This window comes from Desulfovibrio sp., assembly GCF_035644575.1.
In the GTDB taxonomy this organism is placed as follows: Bacteria; Desulfobacterota; Desulfovibrionia; order Desulfovibrionales; family Desulfovibrionaceae; genus Desulfovibrio.
In genome coordinates this window covers 1-23,284 of sequence record NZ_DASQOG010000066.1, presented here as the reverse complement: position 1 = coordinate 23,284, position 23,284 = coordinate 1, and the positions used below count along the sequence as shown (strand labels likewise).

Genomic DNA, 23,284 nt, shown 5'->3' with positions numbered 1-23,284 from the left:
TTCTGCTGTTCCACCTGCATGCGCTGCTGGGCAGACATGTAGACGGCCTGCAGTTCTTTCTGCGCTTCAGCGTCCTTGGGGTTGGCTTCCAGGCGCTGCTGGATGTCGTTAAGCTTGGTCTGCATGTCGCCCTGAAGGCTTTCAAGGAACTTCACGCCGGCCTTGCCGGGTTCGCTATCGCGCATCACGCGCGCCATATCCACCACCGCCACCTTGGGCTGGGCGTTATTGTCGCCCTGTTGGCAGGCAAAAAGCATGAAGCTCAGCAGCAGAGCCAGCGGCATAAAAAAACGGATTCGCATGGTTGTGACCACTCCTCTAATAAATGCCGGGCATAGAGTTGGGGCTCGGCGTTGAAGAACATGTACGTTGTTTTTATAGGCACCACAACCATTTTTCGCTGAAATTCCCTCTTGGGCGGCGCTTTGCGCGCCCCCCGCGCGAGGTAAATCCGCATCAGCGCAGTGAGGCGTACTGAGCCTTCATTCGCTGCACCCGGGCAACGTAGAAACGTGTTTCACGGGCAGGCAGACGCGTGGCAAGATCCCTGTAAAAAGCGTCAACCGTCATGGCGTTTATGTTGTCCACGGCTTCTTCCACGGTTTTGCCGTAGAGCCGCAAAAAACGGTTCGGCCCCATATTGTAGGCGGCAATTGCGCAATATTCCCTTGCCAGGGGGTTGTGCACCCCGGAAAAATAGCGTGTGAACAGGATGTGCAGATAGGTGGTGCCATAGCGGATGTTGGTTTCGGGCACGCGCAGATCTTCAAAACCCACGTCGCCCATGCGTCCGTAAAGGTATTTGTGCACCTCGTCGTTGGCAGTATCGGGCACTACCTGCATGAGGCCCATGGCCGACTTGTTGCTGACCAGGGTTGGCGAAAAGTCGCTTTCGCTGTGGATGATGGCGTACACAAGCTCGGTGCTCAAATTGTAGCGGCGCGAAAAATTTTCCACCAGATTCTGATAACGGCGGGCTCTGGCCTGCAGTTTTTCCATGTCGTTATCGTCAATATCGCCCACAAAGTTATCAAAAACAGCACCGTGGCGCAGCACTTCAATGGCAGCCCTGCGCACCACGCGGGGCGAATAGCCCGCCATCATGGCCGTGGGCGTCACCCAGCGCAGTGGGAGGCCCGCCGCATCAAGAGCGTCGCCGTAATCGCGGGGCTGGTTGCTGACCAAAAGCGGGATGGAAACACCATCCAGAGCCAGCAGCGGGGCAAAATCGCCCTGCGCATCGCCGGAAAAGGCCAATGAGGGCTCGCCAGTATCAAGGATGACGCCGTCCGGGCCAAAGGAAACAATGCGCCTGACCAGAGCCTGACCTGTAGCTCTAGCCGTAGCGGGGCCCGTCGCAGAGGATGTCCCCTGCGGTTTGTCGGCACCGGATACCGGGCGGGCAGATGTGCTGGCATCGGCAGCCGGACGCGTCTGCGGGCTACCCCCGGATGTCTGTTCAGGATGCGGCTCCACCACCCCGCGCACGGCCCACTGGCGTATGCCGTCGCCCTGCGCCTGAATGGGAACGGGCATGTCTTCGGGACGCAGGCGGGCCACCATGCCGCTCGCGCGGCGGCGCAGTTCCGGCCCCTCGCTCTGCGGCACAAAACCGGCCAACAGGCCGAGCACCAGCAAGGCGGCGGCAAGGCCGAGCGATATGAGCAATATTGTGTTACGTTGTTTCATGGGCATCCCCGTGGGCGTCGGCACGGCCTTGAGCCTGCCGCCGTCTGACGGTTGTAGGGCTGATCTCATGCACCCCGCCCGCAGGCAGAATATAGCGTCGGAAATCCGACAGCCGAGAATCTTCCGCAACACTTCTTGCAATTCCTTTGCCAATTCTCCACACGTCCCAGACAAACCACTTTACAAATTGTGTACTTTAATTCAGAACAGACGGCCCCTTTTATGAGCTACCGTTGACCAGACCTTTTTTCCCACCTATACTTATTTCTGTGAAAAAGGGCTTGCACGCCATGCGCGCGAGAGCCACCGCACGGGCCTCAAAAGAGCGCCCAAGGCGGTCATTTCTCTGGGAATCAGGCGGTTCAGCCCGGGCAACAACGTCTTAATACGCGCATAGCCGCGCCGGTTCCCCATACTGCCAGCCAACACAGGCACCCCGGGGAAATGGAGCAAACCGTGTCCCAGCATTCGCCAGAATACATTCGCGAAGAAATCAAGCGACTCCTCAAATATGCGCCGCCCGAGATGCGCGCCGCAGCCATTGCCCTGCTGCCCGCCGCAAAGCGCTCCCTCAACACCGGCTATCACCCCTGCCTGCGCGGGGTGCCCATGCGCAGCTGGCGCTGCCTGCTCATGTTGCTCACCTCCATATCTGCCATGCAGAACGATACCGAAATGCTGTTGCGCGTTTCCAACGATCTGCTCGCCATTGCCGACCGCATGGCCCCTCCCGGGGAAGTGCTGCGGCAAAGCGCAGAAATTCTTGTCCACGCTCTGTACGCCGATATGTACGTGTGCCGCCTGCGCAATGCCAATGGCGAATGGGTGGCGCGCTCGGCCAATCAGGTGGACGGCGGCAGCATTCCCATCGTGGCCCCGATGCTGGAGGAAGGCCTGCGCGAACACCCCGTGATGCGCGCCATTCTTGAAGGCCACGCCCGCTATGTGGTGTCAAACAACCTTCAGGCCCTGGCCATGGGCGGCGAATCGTTCGACTGCATCATCTACAAGGAAGGCTACCGTTCGCGTCTGGCCTTTGTGCTGCGCGAGCGCAGCAACAAGCCTCCCTTCGGCCTGGTAATGTTGTATACCAAACGTGAGTATGGCTTTGAAAGCTTTGACGAACGTTTTCTTTCAAAATGTGCCAGCATTGTTTCGCTCACCGTGGGCCGCCGCGTGGCCGTTGCCCGCGACACGCTGGAAAAAGCCGCCGGAGCCATGGCCCACTATGGCAACAACGCCCTGAACGTCATGCGCAATCAGGCGGAATATTGCGGCGAACTGGTGGAAGATCTGGACGCCAACCAGGCGCGCAGCCTGCGCCTTGCGCGCGAGCTGCTGGCCGAGTTTCCTGAAAATTCACGCGGGCGCATGCTGGGCATGGAGCTGGAACGCGCGCTCGCCCGCAACGATCTCACAGAGCTGGCCGGGCATCTGGGCGGCGTGCTGGAAGGTACGCGGCGCATGACGCGCATTATCAATTCGCTCAAAAAATCCGCAGACCGGCCACGCCTGATGCACTACGCCCTTGGGCACGATGTGCTGCGCCTTGAGGACGATGTAACACGCGAGGATTAGTCATGCGAGCCGCCCGGCTTTTTCCCTTTCTTGAGACCATCAGGAATTATTCCGCCCAGGATTTCAAGGCGGACATGACGGCGGCCCTTACCGTGACGCCTATGGCTGTGCCTCAGGCCATGGCCTATGCCATTATTGCCGGGGTTCATCCCCAGTACGGCATCTACGCCTGCATGCTGCCTGTGGTGCTGGCCGCCCTGTGGGGATCATCCCGCTTTATGGCCGCTGGCCCCACCAACGCCATCTCCATGATTATTTTCTCCACCCTCGCCACCATCAGCGTGGGCGGCGAACTGATCAGCACCATGCCCGAAGAATCGCGCATGGCCTACATTTTCGGCATGGCGCTCCTGTGCGGCCTTATCCAGCTGGGCATGGGACTGGCGCGGCTGGGCGATCTGGTCAATTTCATCTCTCACTCGGTCATGGTGGCCTTTTCCACCGGAGCGGCGCTGCTCATTGCCGCAGGGCAGCTCTACATGGCCATGGGTCTGACCGGCCCCAAGCCCTCGGGCTTTTTCAACCAGATGTTCGGCGCGCTGCACGGCCTGCCCTTTATCAATTACTGGAGCCTCGGCATTGCCGTTGGCACCATTGCTCTGACCGTGGCATTCAAGCGCCTGTCGCCGCGCTTTCCCGCATCACTGGCTGCGCTCGGCGTAATCACGCTCTTTGCCGCCGTGTTCAGCGTGGACGAAAGGGGCGTTCCGCTGGTTGGGGCCATCCCAAGCGTTGTGCCGCCCTTTTCCCTGCCTCCCTCCTTTGATCTGGACGCGGTGCGCGACCTGTTCATGCCCGCGCTGGCCATTGCCCTTCTGGGAACGGTGGAATCGCTGGCCATTGGCAAACAACTGGCAAACATCAAGGGCGATGCGTTTGACGGCAGCCAGGAGCTTATCGGTCAGGGCCTCGGCAATATCGCTGCGGGCCTTACCTCGGGCATCCCCGGCTGCGGTTCCTTTACCCGCAGCGCCCTTGTGGTCACATCCGGCGGCAGAACGCGCATGGGCACGGTGTTTTCCGGCATTCTCGCCCTGCCACTGCTGTTTGTGCTGGCTCCGCTCATAAGCTGGCTGCCGCTGCCTGCCCTGAGCGGCATACTGCTGCTCATTTCCTTCAAGATGATAGACATTGACGCTATCCGCCTGTGCGTTGTGGCTACCAGCGTGGACAGGGCCGTGCTGCTCATCACCTTTTTGTCCACCCTGCTGTTTGATCTTGAAAAAGCCATCTTCATCGGCGTGATGCTTTCCCTCACGCTGTTTATTTACAAGACCGCCCACCCGCGTGTGAACAGGCTCCACAAGGGCGACCCGCTGCTGCGTGAAGGCCCCGCCGAACTGCCGCAGGGCATCACCGTATACATGATTGAAGGAACCCTGTTTTTCGGGGCCATCCACGAGCTTGAGCGCCTGCTGTATGCCGAGGACAGCGAGCCAACCCGGCTTGTGGTGCTGCATCTTTCGCGCGTGTTCTGGATTGATGCGTCAGGGGCGCATGCGCTTTCCCAATTTATCGAGCGCTGCTATGCCCGCAGCCTGCCGGTCATTCTGGTGGTGGGCAGCCCCTCTGTGCGTACCATCTTGCGGCGCACAGGCCTTCTGGATTATCTCAGCAACGGCTTTGTGGCCGACACCACTGGCGAAGGCCTGCGGCTGGCCGCAGCCATGCTGAACCGTTTTGCATGCAGCGATGCCCAGTGCGCGACCGTAGACGCAGATGTCACCAGCGCGCAGCCAGAGCAAGCCGTGCAGACAACCGCGCCTGCCCCCGCCAGCCCCAGCCCGAAATGTATGGCGCAGTCTGCCCGCGTGGCGCTGGATCCCCACGGCAACGAGCTGCCCGCCGAACAAACCGCCCCTGCGGAAATTTCCGCCGAACCGCCGCGCGTGACCAAGGAGCGCCCGTGACCAAGGTTTTTCAACTGCCCACCTGCCCCGCAAACCCTGATTCCCTGCCCTTTGGCCCCGAGCATCCCTGGCTGGCCCCGCTGGCCGGGTACAGCGATCTGCCCTTTCGTCTGCTCTGCCGCGAATACGGCGCAGCCGTGTGTGTTACCGAAATGGTCAGCGCCAAGGGCCTTGTTTATGAAAGCCCTGGCACCAACGAGCTGCTCATGACCCTGCCCGAAGACCAGCCTCTGGTAGTGCAGCTTTTCGGCGCGGAGGCATCCTTTCTCAGGCGCGCGGTGGAGCTGTTGCGTGAGTCCGGCTTTGGCTGGTTTGACCTGAACATGGGCTGTTCTGTTTCCAAGGTCTTGCGCCAGAGTGCGGGCGCGGCCATGCTGGGCGATACGGAAAACGTTCTTGTTGTGGCCCGCGCCATGATTGAGGCCGCTGGCCGTGGACGCGTGGGCTTCAAACTACGCCTGGGCCTGGACGACGCCCGCCCGGTGCTGCCAGATCTGGCCTTGCGGCTTGAGGATGCGGGCGCTGGCTGGCTGACCCTGCACCCCCGCACGGCCCGTCAGGGTTTTGGCGGCACCGCGCAATGGGAGGCCATTGCCATGCTGGCCCAACGCCTGACAATTCCCCTGCTCGCCAGCGGTGATCTCTTTAGCGCGGAAGACGGCGTGAACTGCCTTAAGAGCACCGGGGCCAGCGGCGTCATGTACGCCCGTGGGGCCATGCACAATCCTGCCATCTTTGCCGACCACGCAGCCCTGCTGGCCGGGAACGCTCCGGTTCAGGCCGATGCCCCCCGTTTGCGGGCCATGATTTCCCGGCATCTGGAGCTTGCCCGCGCCCACTGCCCCGGCAAGGCCGCCCTGTGGAAAATGCGCTCCGTGGTGCCGCGCTATGTGCGCACCCTGCCCGGCGCTCGGGCCTTGCGTCAGGAGCTGTGCCGCTGTAATGATTGGGAAGAGCTTGACCGGTTACTGGATATTTTTCTGGGAAGCCCCGCCTAGCAAGGAACAAAGGTGTGTGCGATCACGCCTGCTGCGCCTCTGCAATGCAGTATCGCATACAGATAAAATTTTAAGGTTGGTGGTTGGGGTCAGGCGAGGGGCAGTGCCGTCACGGCTCCACGCATGAAAGCCCCCCTTTGAAGGAGAACCATGATGGATGTTTACCGCGCCAAAACAGCGGGCTTTTGCATGGGCGTGAGCCTTGCCCTGCAAAAGCTTAACACTGCGCTGGAGCGCAAGGGGGGCGCCCCCGAGACGACCCGCATCTGCACCCTTGGCCCTATCATCCATAATCCGCAGGTTCTGGCGGAATATGAGTCGCGCGGCGTGGTCTGCGTCAAGGAGGCCGCGCAACTGCACCCCGGAGACGTGGCGGTTATCCGCGCGCACGGCATCACGCGGCAGGTTGAGGAGCAGGTCAAGCAAAGCGGGGCCGATATTGTGGACGCCACCTGCCCCAAGGTGAAAAAAGCCCAGCTTTCCATCGGGCGGGCCACCGCTGAGGGCGCAACCCTGCTGCTTTTTGGCGAGGCGGATCACCCAGAGGTGCGAGGCTTGGTTTCTTACGCCTGCGGCCCGGCCCATGTTTTCGGCACGGCGGCAGAACTTGAATCCTTGCACCTTGCCGAAAACAAGGCCTATGTGCTGGCCTCGCAGACAACTCAGGATCGACAGATATTTCAGGAAATTGTGGAAGATCTGCGCACGCGCATTGCTGACCTTGTGGTGCTTTCCACCATTTGCGACGCCACCCGCGAGCGGCAGGAGGAGGCACGCAACATTGCCTCCTGTGTGGATGTCATGGTAATCATAGGCGGAAGGCAGAGCGGAAACACCCGCAGACTGGCTGATGTGGCCTCTTTGAACGGCATCGACACCTACCTTGTGGAGCGTGTCGAGGAACTGGCCGCAGAAAATTTTTCGCAAAAAAATCGTGCAGGTCTAACGGCTGGCGCATCTACGCCGAAAAGTCTTATTGACGCGGCTCATTTGTGGCTGCAGTCACTTTAATCCCGTTTGCTCCTGAAGCGGTACTTTTCTGGAGGCAGCATGGCCCAGACCAATATTCTGCTGGAAGCCGGCACCAACGAGCTGGAAGTGGTGGAATTCTATCTTGAAGAATTCACCCCTCCTTCTGCCGATGCGCCGCAGTTGGACGAAAATGGCGAACCCGTTCCCGCCAAGCCCTATCGCGGCTACTACGGCGTCAACGTGGCCAAGGTGCTTGAAATTATCCGCATGCCCAAGGTGACGGCGCTGCCCGAAGTGCAGCACCCAAGCGTGCTCGGTGCTTTCAACCTGCGTTCGCGCATTATTCCGCTGGTGGATCTGGCCATGTGGCTGGGCAAAACCCATCCGGCGAAAGAAGAACAGCCCAAAACCATTGTGACGGAGTTCAACAACGTCACCACGGCCTTCATGGTTTCCGGCGTCAACCGCATTCACCGCATCAGCTGGGAGCAGGTTGAACCGCCGAACAAATACGTTGCCGCCGTATCCAACAATACGGTCATCGGCGTGGTCAAACTTGAAGACCGCATCATCTTTCTCCTCGACCTTGAAAAGGTGGTCGCCAACCTCAATCCCAAGCTGGGCCTGCGCCTTGACGATCTGGGTGAAGACTGGACGAATGAAGGCTACCGCGCCCTTGTGGCCGACGACTCCGCCCTTATCCGCGAAATGCAGCGCGACCTGCTGGAAAAGGCGGGCTTTACCGTTGAAGTTGTTTCCAACGGACGCGCGGCCTGGGATCGTCTGCTGGATTTCAAAAAGAGCGCCGAAGAAGGCAACCGCCCCATCACTGACTTCGTGCATGTGGTGGTTTCAGACATCGAAATGCCGGTCATGGACGGCCTCAATCTCACCTTGCGCATCAAGGAAGACTCCATGCTTAAAAAGCTGCCGGTACTGCTCTTTTCTTCACTCATTACCGAAAAGCTGCGCCACAAGGGCGTGAGCGTGGGTGCGGACGACCAGATTTCCAAGCCGGAAGTGACCCAGCTGGCCCACAGGGCCATGACCCTCATCAAGGCCAGGGAGCAGGGTCAGGCCTAAAAGCTTCCTGCCGCTTTTGCCGTTTTCAAGGGGACTCCTTTACACAAGGGGTCCCCTTTACGTTTCCGGGCGGGCGCTGTTTGCAAAGGCGCTTGCCAGAGTGTAAACTCGGCCCAAGACCACCAAGGAGCTTTTATGGCAGTAGTGCTAGGCACGGCAGGGCATATAGATCACGGCAAAACTTCGCTGGTGCGGGCGCTTACAGGCATCGACTGTGATCGCCTGCAAGAAGAAAAACGTCGGGGAATCACCATTGAACTTGGCTTCGCCTGGGTTGATCTTCCTGGCGGCGAGCGGCTGGGCATCGTGGATGTGCCGGGCCATGAACGCTTTGTCAAAAACATGGTGGCTGGCGCGGCAGGCGTGGACTTTGTCATGCTGGTCATTGCCGCAGACGAAGGCATCATGCCCCAGACGCGCGAGCATCTTGAAATCTGCTCCCTGCTGGGCATACGCACCGGGCTTGTGGCCCTCACCAAGACAGACATGGTGGACGCCGACTGGCTCGAAATGGTGCAGGAAGAAGTGCGCGGGTTCCTGCAAGGCACCTTTCTTGACGGAGCGCCCATCTTCCCCGTTTCCGCGACCACAGGCGATGGCGTGGACACGCTGCGCGACCACCTTGCGCGCATGGCTGCCGAGCTGCCCGCCCAACGGCGCAGCGATATCTTTCGCCTGCCTGTAGACCGCGTATTCAGCATGAAGGGGCATGGCACCGTTGTGACAGGCACTGTCATTTCCGGCGTGTGCAACCTTGGTGACGATCTGCGTTTCATGCCTCCCGATCTGCCCACCCGCGCGCGCGGGCTGCAACGTCATGGCAAGGCCGCCGATTCGGTGCAACCGGGCCAGCGCTGCGCCGTCAACGTGCAAGGGCTGGATGTGGAGGAAATCGAACGCGGCTTTGTGCTGGCCCGCCCCGGCGAACTGTTCCCCTCCAACCGCTGGCTGGTCAGGCTCACCTGCCTTTCCTCCGCCCCAAGAGCTATGCGGCAAAGGGTGGAAATCCATTTCCACCACGGTACGCGCGAATGCGCGGCGCGGGTGGTCTTTCGCGACAGGGACAAGCTGGCCCCCGGTGAAACCGCGCTGGCGGAACTGCGCTTCAAGGAGCCCATGGTGGGCGTATTTGGCGACCACTGCGTGTTGCGGGCCTATTCGCCCCTGCGCACGGTTGCTGGCGGGCTGCTGGTCAGCCCTCTGCCGCCCGAGTTGCGCGCCAAAGACCCTGAACTGGCCGACAAGATGCGGCTGTTGCAGGAGCTGCCCGAACTGCGCGACGCGGCAGAAGCCATTGGCGGCGGCAAGGCCGAAGCCAAGGCTCGCGATGAGGCCAGGGCCGCGCTTGTGCGCGGCGCACTGACCCTGCGCGGCATTGAAGGTGCTGACGAAGCGCGGCTGCGCGCCCTGACGGGCCTTGCCCGATCCGCTGTGGAGGCGGCGCTGCAACTGCTTTCCACCCGTGGCGACGCCCTCTGCTGGGACAAGGAAAACCGCTGCTGGATCGGCAAAATTCCCTTTGAAAAACTGCTGGCAGCCAGTCTTGAGCGCGGGGCTGACCTGCACCGCCGTGAGCCTCTCAAACCCGGATTCACCCGGGGAGCCCTTTGCACAGGCTGGAGCCGCAACCTGCCCCCCAAGCTGGTGCAAAAAGTGCTGGATCAGGCCCTCAAGCAGGGCGATCTGGTCACTGAAGGCGAGGGGCTGCGCCTGCAATCGCATACGGTGAGCCTGGCCGCCGATCAGGCGGGCTTGCGCCAAAAGCTTCTGGACGCGCATGCAAGCGCGGGGCTGACCCCGCCCAACGCCAAGGACGTGCTCGAAGAACTTGGCGTCACGCCCAAGGAGGCCGCCCCGGTGCTGCGCCTGCTCTGTGAGGCTGGCGAACTGGTCAAGATCAAGGACGGCCTGTATTACCACGGCCCGGCCCTGGCCGATATTCTTGAACGTGTGCGCGGCTGGTTCACCACTCACGACAATCTTGATGTGGGCGGCCTGAAAGAACTCCTGGGACTTTCGCGCAAATATCTGATCGCCTTGCTGGAATATATGGATAATGAACGGATAACCGTGCGCGTGGGCGACCAGCGCCGTTTTCGCGGGCGTTAGGGGCTGTTTCTAAAAACAGGAATTGTCCTTGCATTCTTGCCTTGAATGCTCATATATCTCAGTAATGCTCATTTGCTCATAACTCTTCACTAAGGAGCCCGGATATGTCTGAAAAAATTCTGGTAGTTGGTGGTGTTGCCCTGGGGCCCAAGGCGGCTTGCCGCTGCAAGCGCCTCATGCCCGATGCGGAAGTGATGCTCGTGGACGAAAACGTCTTCATTTCCTACGGCGGTTGCGGCATCCCCTACTACGTGTCCGGTGAAATACAGAATCTCGACGATCTGCGCTCCACCCCCTATCATACCGTGCGCGACACCGAATTTTTCCGCGATATGAAGGGCATCACCGTACGCACCCAGACGCGCGCCCTGGCCATTGACCGCGCTGCCAAAACCCTGCTGGTCAAAGACGTTGTGTCCGGCAAGGAAGAAAAACTGCCTTACGACAAGCTGGTGCTGGCTACAGGCGCAAGCCCGCGCGTGCCCCCCATTGACGGCAAGGATCTGAAAAACGTGCTTTCCCTGACCCGCCTTGAAGCCGCCGGAGCCATCCGCGCTGCTTGCCAGGAGGGCAAGGTGAGCGAGGCGGTCATTGTGGGCGGCGGCTTCATCGGCCTTGAGGCTGCCGTGGCCCTGGCCGACATGTGGGGCGTGAAAGTCAGCGTTGTGGAAATGATGGATCAGATTTTGCCCGGCGTGCTTTCCCAGCCTCTTTCGCTTATGGCCGCCAACGACTGCCTGACCCACAAGGTTGACGTGTTCACCTCTGAAAAAGTGCTGCGCCTTGAAGGCGAAAACGGCACCGTCACCAAGGTGGTCACGGACAAGCGCGAAATCCCCGCCCAGCTGGTGATCTTTGCTGCGGGCTTTATCCCCAACGGGCAGCTTGCCAAGGATGCCGGGCTGGAAGTGGCCCCCTTTGGTGCGGTGGTGGTGGACGAGCACATGCGCACCACCGACCCCTCCATCTATGCGGGCGGCGACTGCGTGGCCATCAAGAACATCATCACCGGCAAGATCGGCTACCTGCCCCTGGGCAGCATGGCCAACCGCCAGGGCCGCATCATCGGCACCAACCTTGCTGGCGGCAATGCCAGATTCCCCGGCTTCGTGGGCTCCTGGGCCGTCAAACTCTTTGGTCTTTCCTTCTGCGGCGTGGGCCTCACGGTTGAACGCGCCCGCAAGGAAGGCTTTGACGCCATGAGCGTCAGCGTGGAGCAGCTCGACCACGCCCACTTCTACCCCGAAAAATCCATGATGAGCCTTGAGCTGGTGGTAGACAAGGCCACCAGCCGGGTGCTGGGCATTCAGGGCGCCTGCGCCGACCCGGATTCGCTCAAGGCCCGCATTGATGCGGTGGCCGCAGCCCTGCAGTATTCCAAGCCCACGGTGGAAGACATCTCCAACCTTGAAATCGCTTACGCCCCGCCCTTTGCCTCGGCAATGGACGTGGTCAACGTGGTTGCCAACGTGGCCGACAACGCCCTCTCCGGGCGCTTCACCCCCGTGACCGCCGACCAGTTCATGGATCTGTGGAAGAAGCGTAGCGAAAACCACGTATTCTTTATTGATTCCCGCCCTGCGGCGGCAGGCAAGGCAGTGCAGGAAAAGCATCCCGACTGGCACGCCATGCCGCTGGAAGAAATCGCCGCCAGAATCAGCGAGGTGCCCAAGGACCGCCCGGTTGCCATTATCTGCAACACGGGTCTGCGCGCCTATGACAGCCTGCTGGTGCTGGCCCGCAACGGCGTGACCAACGTGGTCAACTCCACAGGCGGCATGCAGGCGGTCATCAAGATGGGCCTTTCTCTGTAACATGCCCGTCAGAGAAGAACGAACCTGAACGCTTTTGGGGGAGGAACCTTGCAAAAGGCTTCCTCCCCCGTTTCAATCGGGCACGGGCTTTCTCCACCCTGCGAACTCTGCCATAATCAGCTCAGCGAACTGCCCGCAGGCCGGATTTTCGCTGGCGGATTACCACCGGAGGCGCAGCAAGGGTTCAGTCCGCTAGCGTCCAAAATCCGTAACATTGAATCAGGGGCAAGCCCCCAAGTTTTCTGCACGAAAACATTTGTAACATTTTTTTCATTTGCCTTGCACATTCCAACGTGCCGTCATCATAGGTTTTCCCATCGGGCATGGCCCAAACCACCTTGTCGGTTTTCACAATTCATCACTATTTTCCGCATGTTGCGTCTGTCACATTTTTTTTTGTTGCGCCCCCTATTAAACTGTTCAAACAAACAATTTTATGGTAAGCGCAAAAACGCGCATTCCGTCGGGGCAGACGAGGGTGTGCAGCAAGGCTCCAAAACAAGTGATACCAAGCTTTTTTGGTGGACGCGAAAAGGCGGATTGGGTAGGGTTTTTCTACCACGATTCCACTCCCAGCCTCCATTTTGTGTTCACTTCACGGCACTAGCCGTTGCCCGTCCCTGCCAAGTGCGGGGCCTTATCTCAGGGGCCGATCCGACCCACGCTGATTTTGTAAAAACATTGCGCGCCTGTGGGCGCCAAGGAGGAACAGATGGCTCATATGAAAACTATGGACGGCAACAACGCCACCGCGCACATTGCCTACGCTCTGTCGGAAACGGCAGCCATTTACCCCATCACCCCCTCGTCCGTCATGGGCGAAGTCATGGACCAGCTGGCTGCCAAGGGCACCAAAAACCTGCTCGGCCAGATCGTGAATGTGCGCGAAATGCAGTCCGAAGCCGGCGCCGCTGGCGCTGTGCACGGCATGCTTTCCGCAGGCGCCCTCACCTCCACCTACACGGCTTCCCAGGGTCTGCTGCTCATGATCCCCAACATGTACAAAATCGCCGGTGAACTGCTTCCCGGCGTTTTCCATGTTTCGGCTCGCGCCCTGGCCTCCCATGCCCTGTCCATCTTTGGCGACCACCAGGACGTGATGGCCGCCCGTCAGACCGGCTTCTGCTTCCTGGCTTCCTCCTCCGTGCAGGAATGCATGGACCTGGCCCTCGTTGCGCACCTTTCCGCCATCGATTCCAGCCTGCCCTTCTGCCACTTCTTTGACGGCTTCCGCACCTCCCACGAAGTGCAGAAAATCGAAACCATTGATTACGAAGACATCCGCCCCCTGGTGAACTGGGAAAAGGTGGCCGAATTCCGCGCCACCGCCATGAACCCCGAGCATCCGCACATTCGCGGCACCGCCCAGAACCCCGACATTTACTTCCAGAACCGCGAAGCTTCCAATCTCTACTACGACGCCGTGCCCGGCATCGTGCTTGAGAACATGAAGAAGGTCGAGTCCATCACCGGCCGCAAGTACCGCCTCTTTGACTACGTGGGCCACCCCGAAGCCGACCGCGTGATCGTTTCCATGGGTTCTTCCTGTGAAGTCATTGAAGAAACCGTGAAGTACCTCAACGCACAGGGTCAGCGCGTGGGCCTCGTGAAGGTGCACCTGTTCCGCCCCTTCTCCACCGAGCATCTGCTGCGCGCCCTGCCTTCCAGCGTGACCTGCATCACCGTGCTTGACCGCACCAAGGAAAGCGGCGCTCTTGGCGATCCGCTGTATCAGGACGTCTGCACCGCCTTCCTCGAAAAGGGCGAAGCTCCCACACTGGTGGGCGGCCGCTACGGCCTGGGCTCCAAGGACTTCACCCCCGGTATGGCCAAGGCCGTGTACGACAACATGCTGGCCCTTCAGCCCAAGAACCACTTCACCGTGGGCATCAACGACGACGTCACCTACACGTCGCTTGACGTGGAAGAAGAAATCGACACCGTGCCCGCTGGCACCGTGCAGTGCAAATTCTTCGGCCTCGGCGCTGACGGCACCGTGGGCGCCAACAAGCAGGCCATCAAGATCATCGGCGACAACACCGATCTCTACGCTCAGGCCTACTTTGCTTACGACTCCAAGAAGTCCGGCGGCTTCACCGTGTCGCACCTGCGCTTCGGCAAGGAACAGATCACCTCTTCCTACCTGATCACCAAGGCCGACTACGTTGCCTGTCACAAGGCCGCCTACGTGACCCAGTACGACATTCTTGAAGGCATCAAGGAAGGCGGCACCTTTGTGCTGAACTCCAACTGGTCGCTTGCCGACATGGAAAAGCACCTGCCCGCCTCCATGAAGCGCGTCATCGCCCGCAAGAAGCTGAAGTTCTACAACGTGGACGCCGTCAAGGTTGCCCAGGAAGTGGGCCTCGGCGGCCGCATCAACATGATCATGCAGACTGCCTTCTTCAAGCTTGCCAATGTGCTTGACTTTGAAAAGGCCGTGGGCCTGCTCAAGGAATCCATCAAGAAAACCTACGGCAGCAAGGGCGACAAGATCGTCAACATGAACATCGCCGCCGTGGACAAGGGCATGGACGCTCTGGAAGAAGTGAAATACCCCGCTTCCTGGGCCACTGCCACCGAAGGCGCCGCTGCCTGCCACTGCGATGACGACGAATACATCAGCGCCGTTGTGCGTCCCATTCTGGCCCAGCAGGGCGACAAGCTGCCCGTGTCCGCCATGGATCCGGCTGGCTTCATGCCCCTTGGCACCGCCGCTTGCGAAAAGCGCGGCTGCGCCATTGACGTGCCCGAATGGCAGGTTGAAAACTGCATCCAGTGCTGCCAGTGCTCCTTTGTGTGCCCCCACGCCGCCATCCGCCCGGTGCTCGCCACCGAGGAAGAACTGGCCGGCGCGCCCGCGTCCTTTGTGACCAAGGACGCCATCGGCAAAGAACTCAAGGGCATGAAGTTCCGCATTCAGGTGTACACCGAAGACTGCCTGGGCTGCGGCTCCTGCGCCGAAGTGTGTCCCGCCAAGGTCAAGGCTCTCGTTATGAAGCCCCTTGACACCCAGATGCCCACCCAGAAGGAAAATCTGGCCTACGCCGAAGCCAACATCACGCTCAAGGACGAGCTCATGGCTCGCGACACCGTCAAGGGTTCGCAGCTGCAGCAGCCCCTGCACGAGTTCTCCGGCGCCTGCGCTGGTTGCGGCGAAACGCCTTACGTCAAGGTGCTTACCCAGATGTTCGGCGAACGCATGATCGTGGCCAACGCCACGGGCTGCTCGTCCATCTGGGGCGCTTCTTCGCCCACCACGCCTTACTGCACCAACAAGGACGGCTTTGGCCCGGCCTGGGGCAACTCCCTGTTTGAAGACGCCGCCGAATACGGCTGCGGCATGGGCATTGCCTACGAACAGCGCCGTGGCCTGCTGGCCATGAAGGTTCAGGAAGCCCTGAAGGAAGAATCCGCTTCTCCCGAACTGAAGGCCGCCCTCCAGGGTTGGCTGGACAACAAGGACGATGCCGAAGGCTCCCGCAAGCACGGCGAAATGATCATGGCCAATCTGGAAGGCTTTGACAGCCCCCTGGCCCATGAACTGTGGCACATGGACGACCTCTTCACCAAGAAGAGCGTGTGGATCTTCGGCGGCGACGGCTGGGGCTACGACATCGGTTACGGCGGTCTTGACCACGTCCTCGCCAGCGGCGACGACATCAACGTGCTGCTGATGGATACCGAAGTGTACTCCAACACCGGCGGTCAGTCCTCCAAGGCCACCCCGCTTGGCGCCGTGGCCCAGTTTGCCGCCGCAGGCAAGCGCACCGGCAAGAAAGACCTTGGCCGCATGGCCATGACCTACGGCTATGTGTACGTTGCCTCCGTGTCCATGGGCGCGGACAAGCAGCAGGTGCTCAAGGCCTTCCGTGAAGCCGAAGCCTACAAGGGACCCTCGCTCATCATCGCTTACGCTCCCTGCATCAACCAGGGTCTGCGCAAGGGCATGGGCAAGAGCCAGGAAGAAGCCAAGATGGCCGTGCTTTCCGGCTACTGGCCCCTGTACCGCTACAACCCCGAACTGTCCAAGGAAAAGAAAAATCCCTTCCAGCTCGACAGCAAGGCTCCTTCTGCTGACATTCAGGAATTCCTGGGCGGCGAGACCCGTTTTGCCTCTCTGGAAAAGATGGCTCCCGAAGTCTCCAAGAAGCTGCGCGCCGAACTGGCCGAAGCCTATACGGAACGCTACGCCATGCTCAAGCAGCTGGCTGATCTGCCCTACCCCGGCACCAGCGCCGAGTAGAGAGGCCTGACGTTATGACTACCCGCGCCCGACAGCATCTGGCTCCTCTCCGGGGGGCAGCCCGCTGCTGCGGGCGCGGGCTACGTCACACGCTTGGGATCAATGGTTAAAGGCCTGGGCGCGAGGAAAGCCCTCGCGCCCTTTTCGCGTTAATACCGCCAGCCTGCCGGCACAGCAGGGGAGGCACTATGCACAACGGTCTATACATCACCGCCACCGGGCCCATGACGGGCAAGAGCGCCATCGCCCTTGGGGCCATGCAGCTGCTCACCCGCAGCATGCGCAAGGTGGCCTTTTTCCGTCCCATCATCAACGAACCTCTGTGGGACGACCGCGACCCCGACATCCATCTGATGCTTGAATACTTCAAGCTCAAGATGGATTACGCCGACACCTTCGCCTACACCCAGCGCGAAGCCCGCCAGATCATCAATCAGGGTTCGCGCAATCTGCTCATCGAAAACATCATCCAGAAGTACAAAAAGCTGCTGGAAACCTATGATTTCGTTGTGTGCGTGGGCACCGACTTTCTTGCCAAAGACCCGGTTTTCGAGTTTGAACTCAATGCCGAAATCGCGGCCAACCTTGGCTGCCCGGTTCTCTTGGTTACCAGCGGCTACAATGTGAGCGCCGAAGACATTCGTGATTCGCTCCAGATCACCATGGACAGCCTTGAACCCTATGCGCTGGACGTGGTTGCCACCATTGTGAACCGCCGCAACCTCACGCAGACAGAACTGGACGAACTGCGCGCCCACTTCAGCACGCAGGACAGCCCTGCCCTGATTTTCTCCGTTCCCAACGACCCCACCATCGGCCAGCCCACCATGGCTGACGTGAAAAAGGGACTGGACGCGGAAGTGCTGTTTGGCGAAAAACGCCTGGACGCGCTGGTGGGCGACTACCTTATCGCCGCCATGCATGTGGACAATGTGCTCAACTACATTGCCAAAGATCAGCTCATCGTCACCCCTGGCGACCGCGCCGACGTGCTCCTGGCGGCCATTGCCTCGCGCCTGTCGTCTTCTACTCCCGACATTGCGGGCGTGTTGCTGACCGGGGGCATCCGTCCCTCCGAAAACGTCTGCAAATTCATTGAAGGCTGGACAGGCTCGCCCCTGCCCATCCTGTTGACGCCGCACCACACCTACAAGGCCTTTATGGCCCTGCAAAGCATCATCGCCCCCATTGAACCGGGCGATCTGCGCAAGATCAACAGCGTGCTGGGCCTCTTTGAACAGTACGTCAACGGCAAGGAAATCGAAAACCGCATTGGCGGCGAGCGCAGCAGCCGCATCACGCCCATGATGTTTGAATTCGAGCTGATCCAGCGCGCCAAGGCCAACAAGATGCGCATCGTGCTGGCCGAAGGCACCGAGGAACGCATCCTGCGCGCAACGGATATCCTTCTGCGCCGTGATGTGGCCGAAATCATCCTGCTTGGCGATGTGGAAGAAATCCGCTCCAAGGCCAGCGCCTTTGGCCTGGACATTGCCAAGGCCCGACTCATCGACCCGGTGAAATCCGAGCTGTTTGAAGACTACGCCAATACCTATTACGAACTGCGCAAAAAGAAGGGCATTACGCCTGAGCAGGCGCGCGACACCATGACCGACGCCACCTACTTTGCCACCATGATGGTCAAGAAGGACGATGCCGACGGCATGGTTTCCGGTTCGGTCAACACCACGGCCCACACCATCCGTCCGGCCTTTGAATTTGTGAAGACCAAACCCGGATTCACCGTGGTTTCCTCGGTCTTCCTCATGTGCCTCAAGGATCGCGTGCTGGCTTTTGGCGACTGCGCCGTGAACCCCAACCCCACTGCGCAGCAACTGGCTGAAATCGCCATTGCCTCGGCCCACACGGCCAAGGTGTTTGGCATCGAGCCGCGCGTTGCCATGCTTTCCTACTCCACCGGTACTTCCGGCAAGGGTGCGGACGTGGACGTTGTGGTGGAAGCCACCAAGATCGCGCAGGAAATGGCCCCCGATCTCGCACTGGAAGGCCCCTTGCAGTACGACGCTGCCATCGACCCCTCGGTTGCCAAAACCAAGATGCCCGACAGCAAGGTTGCCGGTAAGGCCACGGTGTTCATCTTCCCTGACCTCAACACCGGCAACAATACCTACAAGGCCGTGCAGCGCGCTGCTGGCGCGGTGGCCATCGGCCCCGTGCTCCAGGGCCTGAACAAGCCTGTCAACGATCTCTCGCGCGGCTGCACCGTGCCCGATATCGTCAACACCGTGGCCATCACTGCGGTTCAGGCCGCTGCCGAAAAGGCCGCGCAGAAATAGTAGCAGATACTCAGCCCCGGCTGACATGAGCTTTCGGCGGTTTGCCCGACAGGGCAAACCGCCGCATAAAGCCTGCCGCCGCAAAAACATTACTGACGCAAGGCATGCGCCACAAACTGCCGGCCCGCGATCAGAATAAACAAGTTCAAGGAAAGGAAGAGTTATGAAAATTCTGGTGATTAACGCGGGTTCCTCGTCCTGCAAGTATCAGTTGCTGGAAATGGACACGCGCAGCGTGCTCTGTTCCGGCCTTGCCGAACGCATCGGTCAGGAAGGCGGACGCCTCACCCACAAAATCGCCCCCGATACGGACAAGGAAGAAAAGCTTGTTCGCGAGGCCTTCTTCCCCACCCATGTGGAAGCCATGGAACTGGTCATCGCTCTGCTGACCGACGCCGACAAGGGCGTTATCAAAGACAAGAGCGAAATTTACGCCATCGGTCACCGCGTGCTGCACGGCGGCGAAGCCGTGAGCGATCCCGTGCTGGTGAATGAGCGCGTGAAGCAGATTGTGGAAGAATGCGCCGTGCTCGGCCCCTTGCACAACCCCGCCAACCTCATGGGCATTGAAGTGGCTGAAAAGCTCTTCCCCGGCGTTCCCAACGTGGCCGTGTTCGATACCGAATTCGGCATGGGCATGCCCAAGGAAGCCTTCATGTACGCTCTGCCCTACGAGCTGTACGAAGAACTGCGCATCCGCCGCTACGGCTTCCACGGCACCTCGCACAAGTACATCGCCAACGCCACCGCCGAGTTCCTTGGCAAGCCCCTTTCCGAGCTGCGCTCCATCACCATGCACCTCGGCAACGGCTCTTCCATGAGCTGCGTGAAAAACGGCAAGTGCTTTGACACCAGCATGGGCCTCACCCCGCTGGAAGGCCTTGTGATGGGCACCCGCTGCGGCACCATTGACCCCGCCATCGTGCCCTTTGTCATGGAAAAGAAGGGCCTCAGCCCCTCCGAAGCCGACACCCTGATGAACAAGAAGTCCGGTCTGCTTGGCCTGTGCGGCTACACCGACATGCGCGATGTGCATGCCCAGGTGGACAAGGGCAACGAACGCGCCGAGCTGGCCCTCAAGCTGCTTGTGCGCAGCATCAAAAAGACCCTTGGTTCCTACTTTTTCCTGCTTGAAGGCAATGTGGACGCCCTGGTGTTCACCGCCGGCATCGGCGAGAACGACGACATCGTCCGCGCCATGGTTTGCGAAGGCCTTGAAGCCTTCGGCATCAAGCTGAACAAGGAAGAAAACAGCACCCGCAAGCCCGGCGCGCGCATCATCACCACGCCGGACAGCAAGATCCCCGTGATCATCATCCCCACCAACGAAGAGCTCCAGATCGCCCTTGCCACGGTGGAAGTGCTGAAAAAGTAAGCCCCCTTACTTTTGCCTGATTGCATGTCAAAGGCCGCCCCCGAAAGGAGGCGGCCTTTTGCGCTATTGCAAGATTGGACGGATGTGAAAAATGTTAGCTGTCTGCACCGACTGCATGCTGCATGGCATGGTCAAACTGTTGGCAATAGGCATCAAGCTTCTTTCTGCGATTGTAGTCGTTGGAGCTTTTCATATACAGGCCACCACCAACAGCTACCACCAGGGCGGCAATGCCCCCGAACTTGGCGCTCATATACAGAGCCTCGGGCAGACGGCGCGCAAGCTCATCCATGTTCTCTGTAAACAGATGCATGAGAAAGCTGAAACAGACCAGCCCCACCAGAAAGACAATGACGCTGACCTTGCAGACCTTTTTCAGAGGGTAGGATTCCAGGTCATATTCGGTAACGCGCACATCGCAGCGCTTCATCAAGGCTGCGGCGTCAATAAAATCATGCTTCCAGCCTAAAGCATGATTGCTTACGGCATAGACTTCCAGAGCAGTACCATCGCCGCCCTCTACGGTGCCAGCCGGGCCAAGGCAACCGAGTTTCAGGCAGTCGCCGACAGCAACAGGGCAGGAATCGGGAAGGGGCAACTGCGCCTCCGCGCCGTTTTCAAGCCGAATCAGAGTACACTGCCATTGCTTGCGGCCACGCGGCATACGCAGTGGTGCACCACCGCTTGACGCTATGCTCTGCTCCTGCGCTGAGGCCTGCCAGGGGCCAACTGTCAGCACATGGGCCTCAACGGCGCATGCCCGAAAGACTTTGCCTTCAACTGTAAAATCCATGAAAACCTCTCTCCATAATGCGCCCGTGGGGCTTGCCCTTCTTTACCGGGGCAGCAGCGTTTCCTCAAGGGCAATATCCACTGGAACTTCGCGCGAGGGCAGCGACTTGTCTATGCGCACCGTGCCCGCAGGGGCGTTGCGCATGGGTTTGACGTGACGCACCTCGGCATACTGAATACGCGCCCGGGCGGCGTCGCGCTGCCAGCTTTTGCAGGCGGCCAGCGCCCCGGCCTCGTCAAGAGTGCGCGGCGGCACTTCCTGCCCACCGTGGGCGCGGCGAATAATCACGTGCGAACCGGGGCCGTTTTCCGCATGCAGCCAGATATCATGCGGGGCAGCAAGCTTGCGCGCGGCCAGATTACCCTTGGAATCGCGGCCGCGCAGCAGCACAAACCCATCTGAACTTATAAACATCTGCACATTTTTGGGCAGGGTGGCGGCCATTCCGGTACCAACCGCGCGCCCGGCGGGAGCCGCCTCATCGGCAGCGCCCGCAGTGGCGCCCAGCAGGCTGCCGGGCCGGGCCTGGCGCAAGGAGGCCAGTTCGTCTTCCAGCGCTGCGCGCCGCACAGCAAGATGCTCCATGCCGCGTTGCCCGCGCCGGGCCGTGTGAAAAAGGCGGGTCATTTGCTCGCGCACTGAAAAACGCAAATCCAGCGGTATTTCCCGCGCCGGGCCGTGCGGGGCTTCCTCCACGGTGACGGAAGCCGCACGAAAATCCGCAGGCCAGCGCCACAATTCGGCCTGAAGAGCCAGAGCGTCGGCCTGACAGGCCATCATCTTGCCAAGGCGGTTTTCTTCTTCGCGCAGTTTTTCCAGCAGCTTTGCGAGCTTGCGCGCGCGCCTGTCCAGGGGCTGGGCCGCCTCCCGCGCCTGATCCAGGGCCAGACGGGCAAGCACCATATCCTGTCCTGACAGTTCGGTCAGATTCAGGGCATCCGGCCCGCAATATTCAGCAATGGATGAAGCGTCCGCATCCTTGCCCTGCAAGGCCCTTTGCTGTTCCGGGGGCAGGGGCCAGGCGCTTATGGCGAGTACCGGACGTGGCATGGCCGGTGCAGAGGCATTGTCGGAGTCAGACGCGCTGGGGCCGTAGCAGAATACATCGCCGCCGCCCACCCGCAAATCTTCCAGCAAGGCCCACTGTTCCGGTTCTTCAAGGCAGGCAAGGGTTCGGCGCAGGGCGGGGGTAAGTATAGGCCACTGCCGCCAGTTGGTCAGGGCATCCCTCAGTTGCGCAGGCTCAGGCCAGACGGGCTGCTCGTCTTCCGGCGATTCATTCTCGGCCAGAAAACGGAGCGAAGGCCCTTCGCGCAGATCAAGCAGCAGCCAGGTCAGACGCGGGGATTGCTCCGAGCCTGCCTCACCCTGCCCCTGTTGGGGCAATGGCGGCAGTTGGGGAGCTTCTGCGCCGCCGCCGAGCAATAGCCACAAACAGCGCTCGCTCCAGCGGGCCACGCAGGCGACAATACGACGACCGGCGGCATACTTGCGCAGCCGCATGATGGGCGCTGAAGGCGCGCGGCCCACGCTGATGCGTTGGGATGTGACAAAACAGAACGGTTCCTTGCGCCCAAAGCGAAGGCAAAGCTGCCGCTTGCGCCCGCCGCTGTAGACCATGAGGGCCAGCAGGCCATCAGCAGGTTCCTGAATTTTTTCCACCCTTGCGCCAGTGAGCAAGGGGGCCAGGTCTTCACAAAAACGGCGGAAAAGATGGGCATCCATAGAAAAAACCGGCTTCTGGGCAAGATGAATGGCTGGGGATTATACGGGGGGCGAGGCGGCAAGGCGCGGCAGACGGCTCGCGCGGGAGGAAAGGCCTTCCCATGCCGAAAACAAGGCCGCACAACGTGCCCAGCGTGTGCGCAGGCGCAGCGGCAAACGCAGTTCCAGGTGCTAACCGATGGCAGACCTTAGGCTGGGCTGGCATAAGCGCGGACGGTTCGGTCAACAGCCTCGCCAGCATATCCCATGAGCATGGTGTGATCATTGGAACCGGGCCGGAAGTCTCGTAGACCCAGTCCGCCAGACCCCGCTGCAAAGCGGAACCACCGGGAGCCTGCCCGAATCATGCCTGCCGCCAGGCGCAAGCGGGAGTGCGCGAGCGCAACGCCCGCCTGGCCGAAAGCAACAAAAACAGTGCCTTTAAGGCAAAGAAATGACGTTAATCGCCGCGAAGGTGTTCGTCTTCTTCCTGTTTGGCTTTGCAGTTGATGCACAAACGCGTCACAGGCCGGGCCTTGAGACGAGGAACGCTGATGTCATCGCCGCAGTCTTCGCAAATCCCGTAGGTGCCATCGTCAATGCGGGTAAGGGCTGCCTGGATCTTGCGGATCAGGCGGCGCTCACGGTCACGGATGCGCAGGGTAAAGGCCCTGTCGGATTCTGCAGTGGCGCGGTCAGCCGGGTCGGCAAACACT

General features: G+C 60.4%; 14 protein-coding genes and 1 pseudogene. 10 read left to right on the top strand and 5 right to left on the bottom strand.

All coding sequences use genetic code 11. The features are described 5' to 3' along the window. Positions 1–302 (bottom strand): annotated as a pseudogene (locus VEZ52_RS03235) (OmpH family outer membrane protein); the annotation flags it as partial. Between the two features lie 154 nt (positions 303–456). Beyond that, positions 457–1,758 carry a transglycosylase SLT domain-containing protein gene (locus VEZ52_RS03230; RefSeq protein WP_324835507.1) on the bottom strand — a complete coding sequence of 434 codons (1,302 nt, stop codon included), beginning with the start codon at positions 1,756–1,758 and terminating at the stop codon, positions 457–459. Positions 1,759–2,145: 387 nt separating this feature from the next. On the opposite strand from VEZ52_RS03230, the gene VEZ52_RS03225 reads away from it, so the two are divergent. From VEZ52_RS03225 to VEZ52_RS03180, 10 genes are all read left to right on the top strand, one after another. Beyond that, on the top strand, positions 2,146–3,267 hold the full coding sequence (locus tag VEZ52_RS03225; RefSeq protein ID WP_240825402.1) for a hypothetical protein: 1,122 nt from the start codon (positions 2,146–2,148) through the stop codon (positions 3,265–3,267). Between the two features lie 2 nt (positions 3,268–3,269). Further along, entirely contained in the window at positions 3,270–5,177 is a 1,908-nt protein-coding gene (locus VEZ52_RS03220; RefSeq protein WP_324835506.1) for a SulP family inorganic anion transporter, read from the top strand. Further along, positions 5,174–6,175 (top strand): tRNA-dihydrouridine synthase family protein, encoded by a 1,002-nt coding sequence (locus tag VEZ52_RS03215; protein WP_324835505.1) that lies wholly within the window; start codon positions 5,174–5,176, stop codon positions 6,173–6,175. The genes VEZ52_RS03220 and VEZ52_RS03215 overlap by 4 nt, the downstream gene beginning before the upstream one ends. 153 nt (positions 6,176–6,328) lie before the next feature. Next, positions 6,329–7,186, top strand: a complete 858-nt coding sequence (gene ispH / locus VEZ52_RS03210) for a 4-hydroxy-3-methylbut-2-enyl diphosphate reductase (RefSeq protein ID WP_324835508.1) — start codon at positions 6,329–6,331, stop codon at positions 7,184–7,186. A gap of 39 nt (positions 7,187–7,225) precedes the next feature. Next, on the top strand, positions 7,226–8,230 hold the full coding sequence (locus tag VEZ52_RS03205) for a chemotaxis protein (protein ID WP_324835504.1): 1,005 nt from the start codon (positions 7,226–7,228) through the stop codon (positions 8,228–8,230). A gap of 135 nt (positions 8,231–8,365) precedes the next feature. Further along, on the top strand, positions 8,366–10,339 hold the full coding sequence (gene selB / locus VEZ52_RS03200; protein WP_324835503.1) for a selenocysteine-specific translation elongation factor: 1,974 nt from the start codon (positions 8,366–8,368) through the stop codon (positions 10,337–10,339). 104 nt (positions 10,340–10,443) lie between these two features. Then, positions 10,444–12,153: an FAD-dependent oxidoreductase gene (locus VEZ52_RS03195; protein ID WP_324835502.1), complete on the top strand. Its 1,710-nt coding sequence runs from the start codon at positions 10,444–10,446 to the stop codon at positions 12,151–12,153. A gap of 712 nt (positions 12,154–12,865) precedes the next feature. Next, complete coding sequence (nifJ, locus tag VEZ52_RS03190) at positions 12,866–16,399, top strand: pyruvate:ferredoxin (flavodoxin) oxidoreductase (protein WP_324835501.1); 3,534 nt, start codon at positions 12,866–12,868, stop codon at positions 16,397–16,399. Between the two features lie 188 nt (positions 16,400–16,587). Then, the gene (gene pta, locus VEZ52_RS03185; RefSeq protein WP_324835500.1) at positions 16,588–18,696 is read left to right on the top strand and encodes a phosphate acetyltransferase; all 2,109 of its coding nucleotides are present in this window, start codon (positions 16,588–16,590) and stop codon (positions 18,694–18,696) included. A gap of 163 nt (positions 18,697–18,859) precedes the next feature. Then, on the top strand, positions 18,860–20,071 hold the full coding sequence (locus VEZ52_RS03180; RefSeq protein WP_192112697.1) for an acetate kinase: 1,212 nt from the start codon (positions 18,860–18,862) through the stop codon (positions 20,069–20,071). A gap of 94 nt (positions 20,072–20,165) precedes the next feature. Here the strand turns inward: VEZ52_RS03180 and VEZ52_RS03175 are convergent, their stop codons facing one another. From VEZ52_RS03175 to VEZ52_RS03165, 3 genes are all read right to left on the bottom strand, one after another. Then, a complete protein-coding gene (locus VEZ52_RS03175) occupies positions 20,166–20,864 on the bottom strand; it encodes a hypothetical protein (RefSeq protein WP_324835499.1) in 699 nt (232 codons plus the stop codon). A gap of 42 nt (positions 20,865–20,906) precedes the next feature. Then, positions 20,907–22,589 (bottom strand): NFACT RNA binding domain-containing protein, encoded by a 1,683-nt coding sequence (locus tag VEZ52_RS03170; RefSeq protein ID WP_324835498.1) that lies wholly within the window; start codon positions 22,587–22,589, stop codon positions 20,907–20,909. Positions 22,590–23,028: 439 nt separating this feature from the next. Continuing rightward, positions 23,029–23,284 (bottom strand): TraR/DksA C4-type zinc finger protein (locus VEZ52_RS03165; protein ID WP_324835497.1); only part of this gene is annotated, 256 nt, incomplete at its 5' end.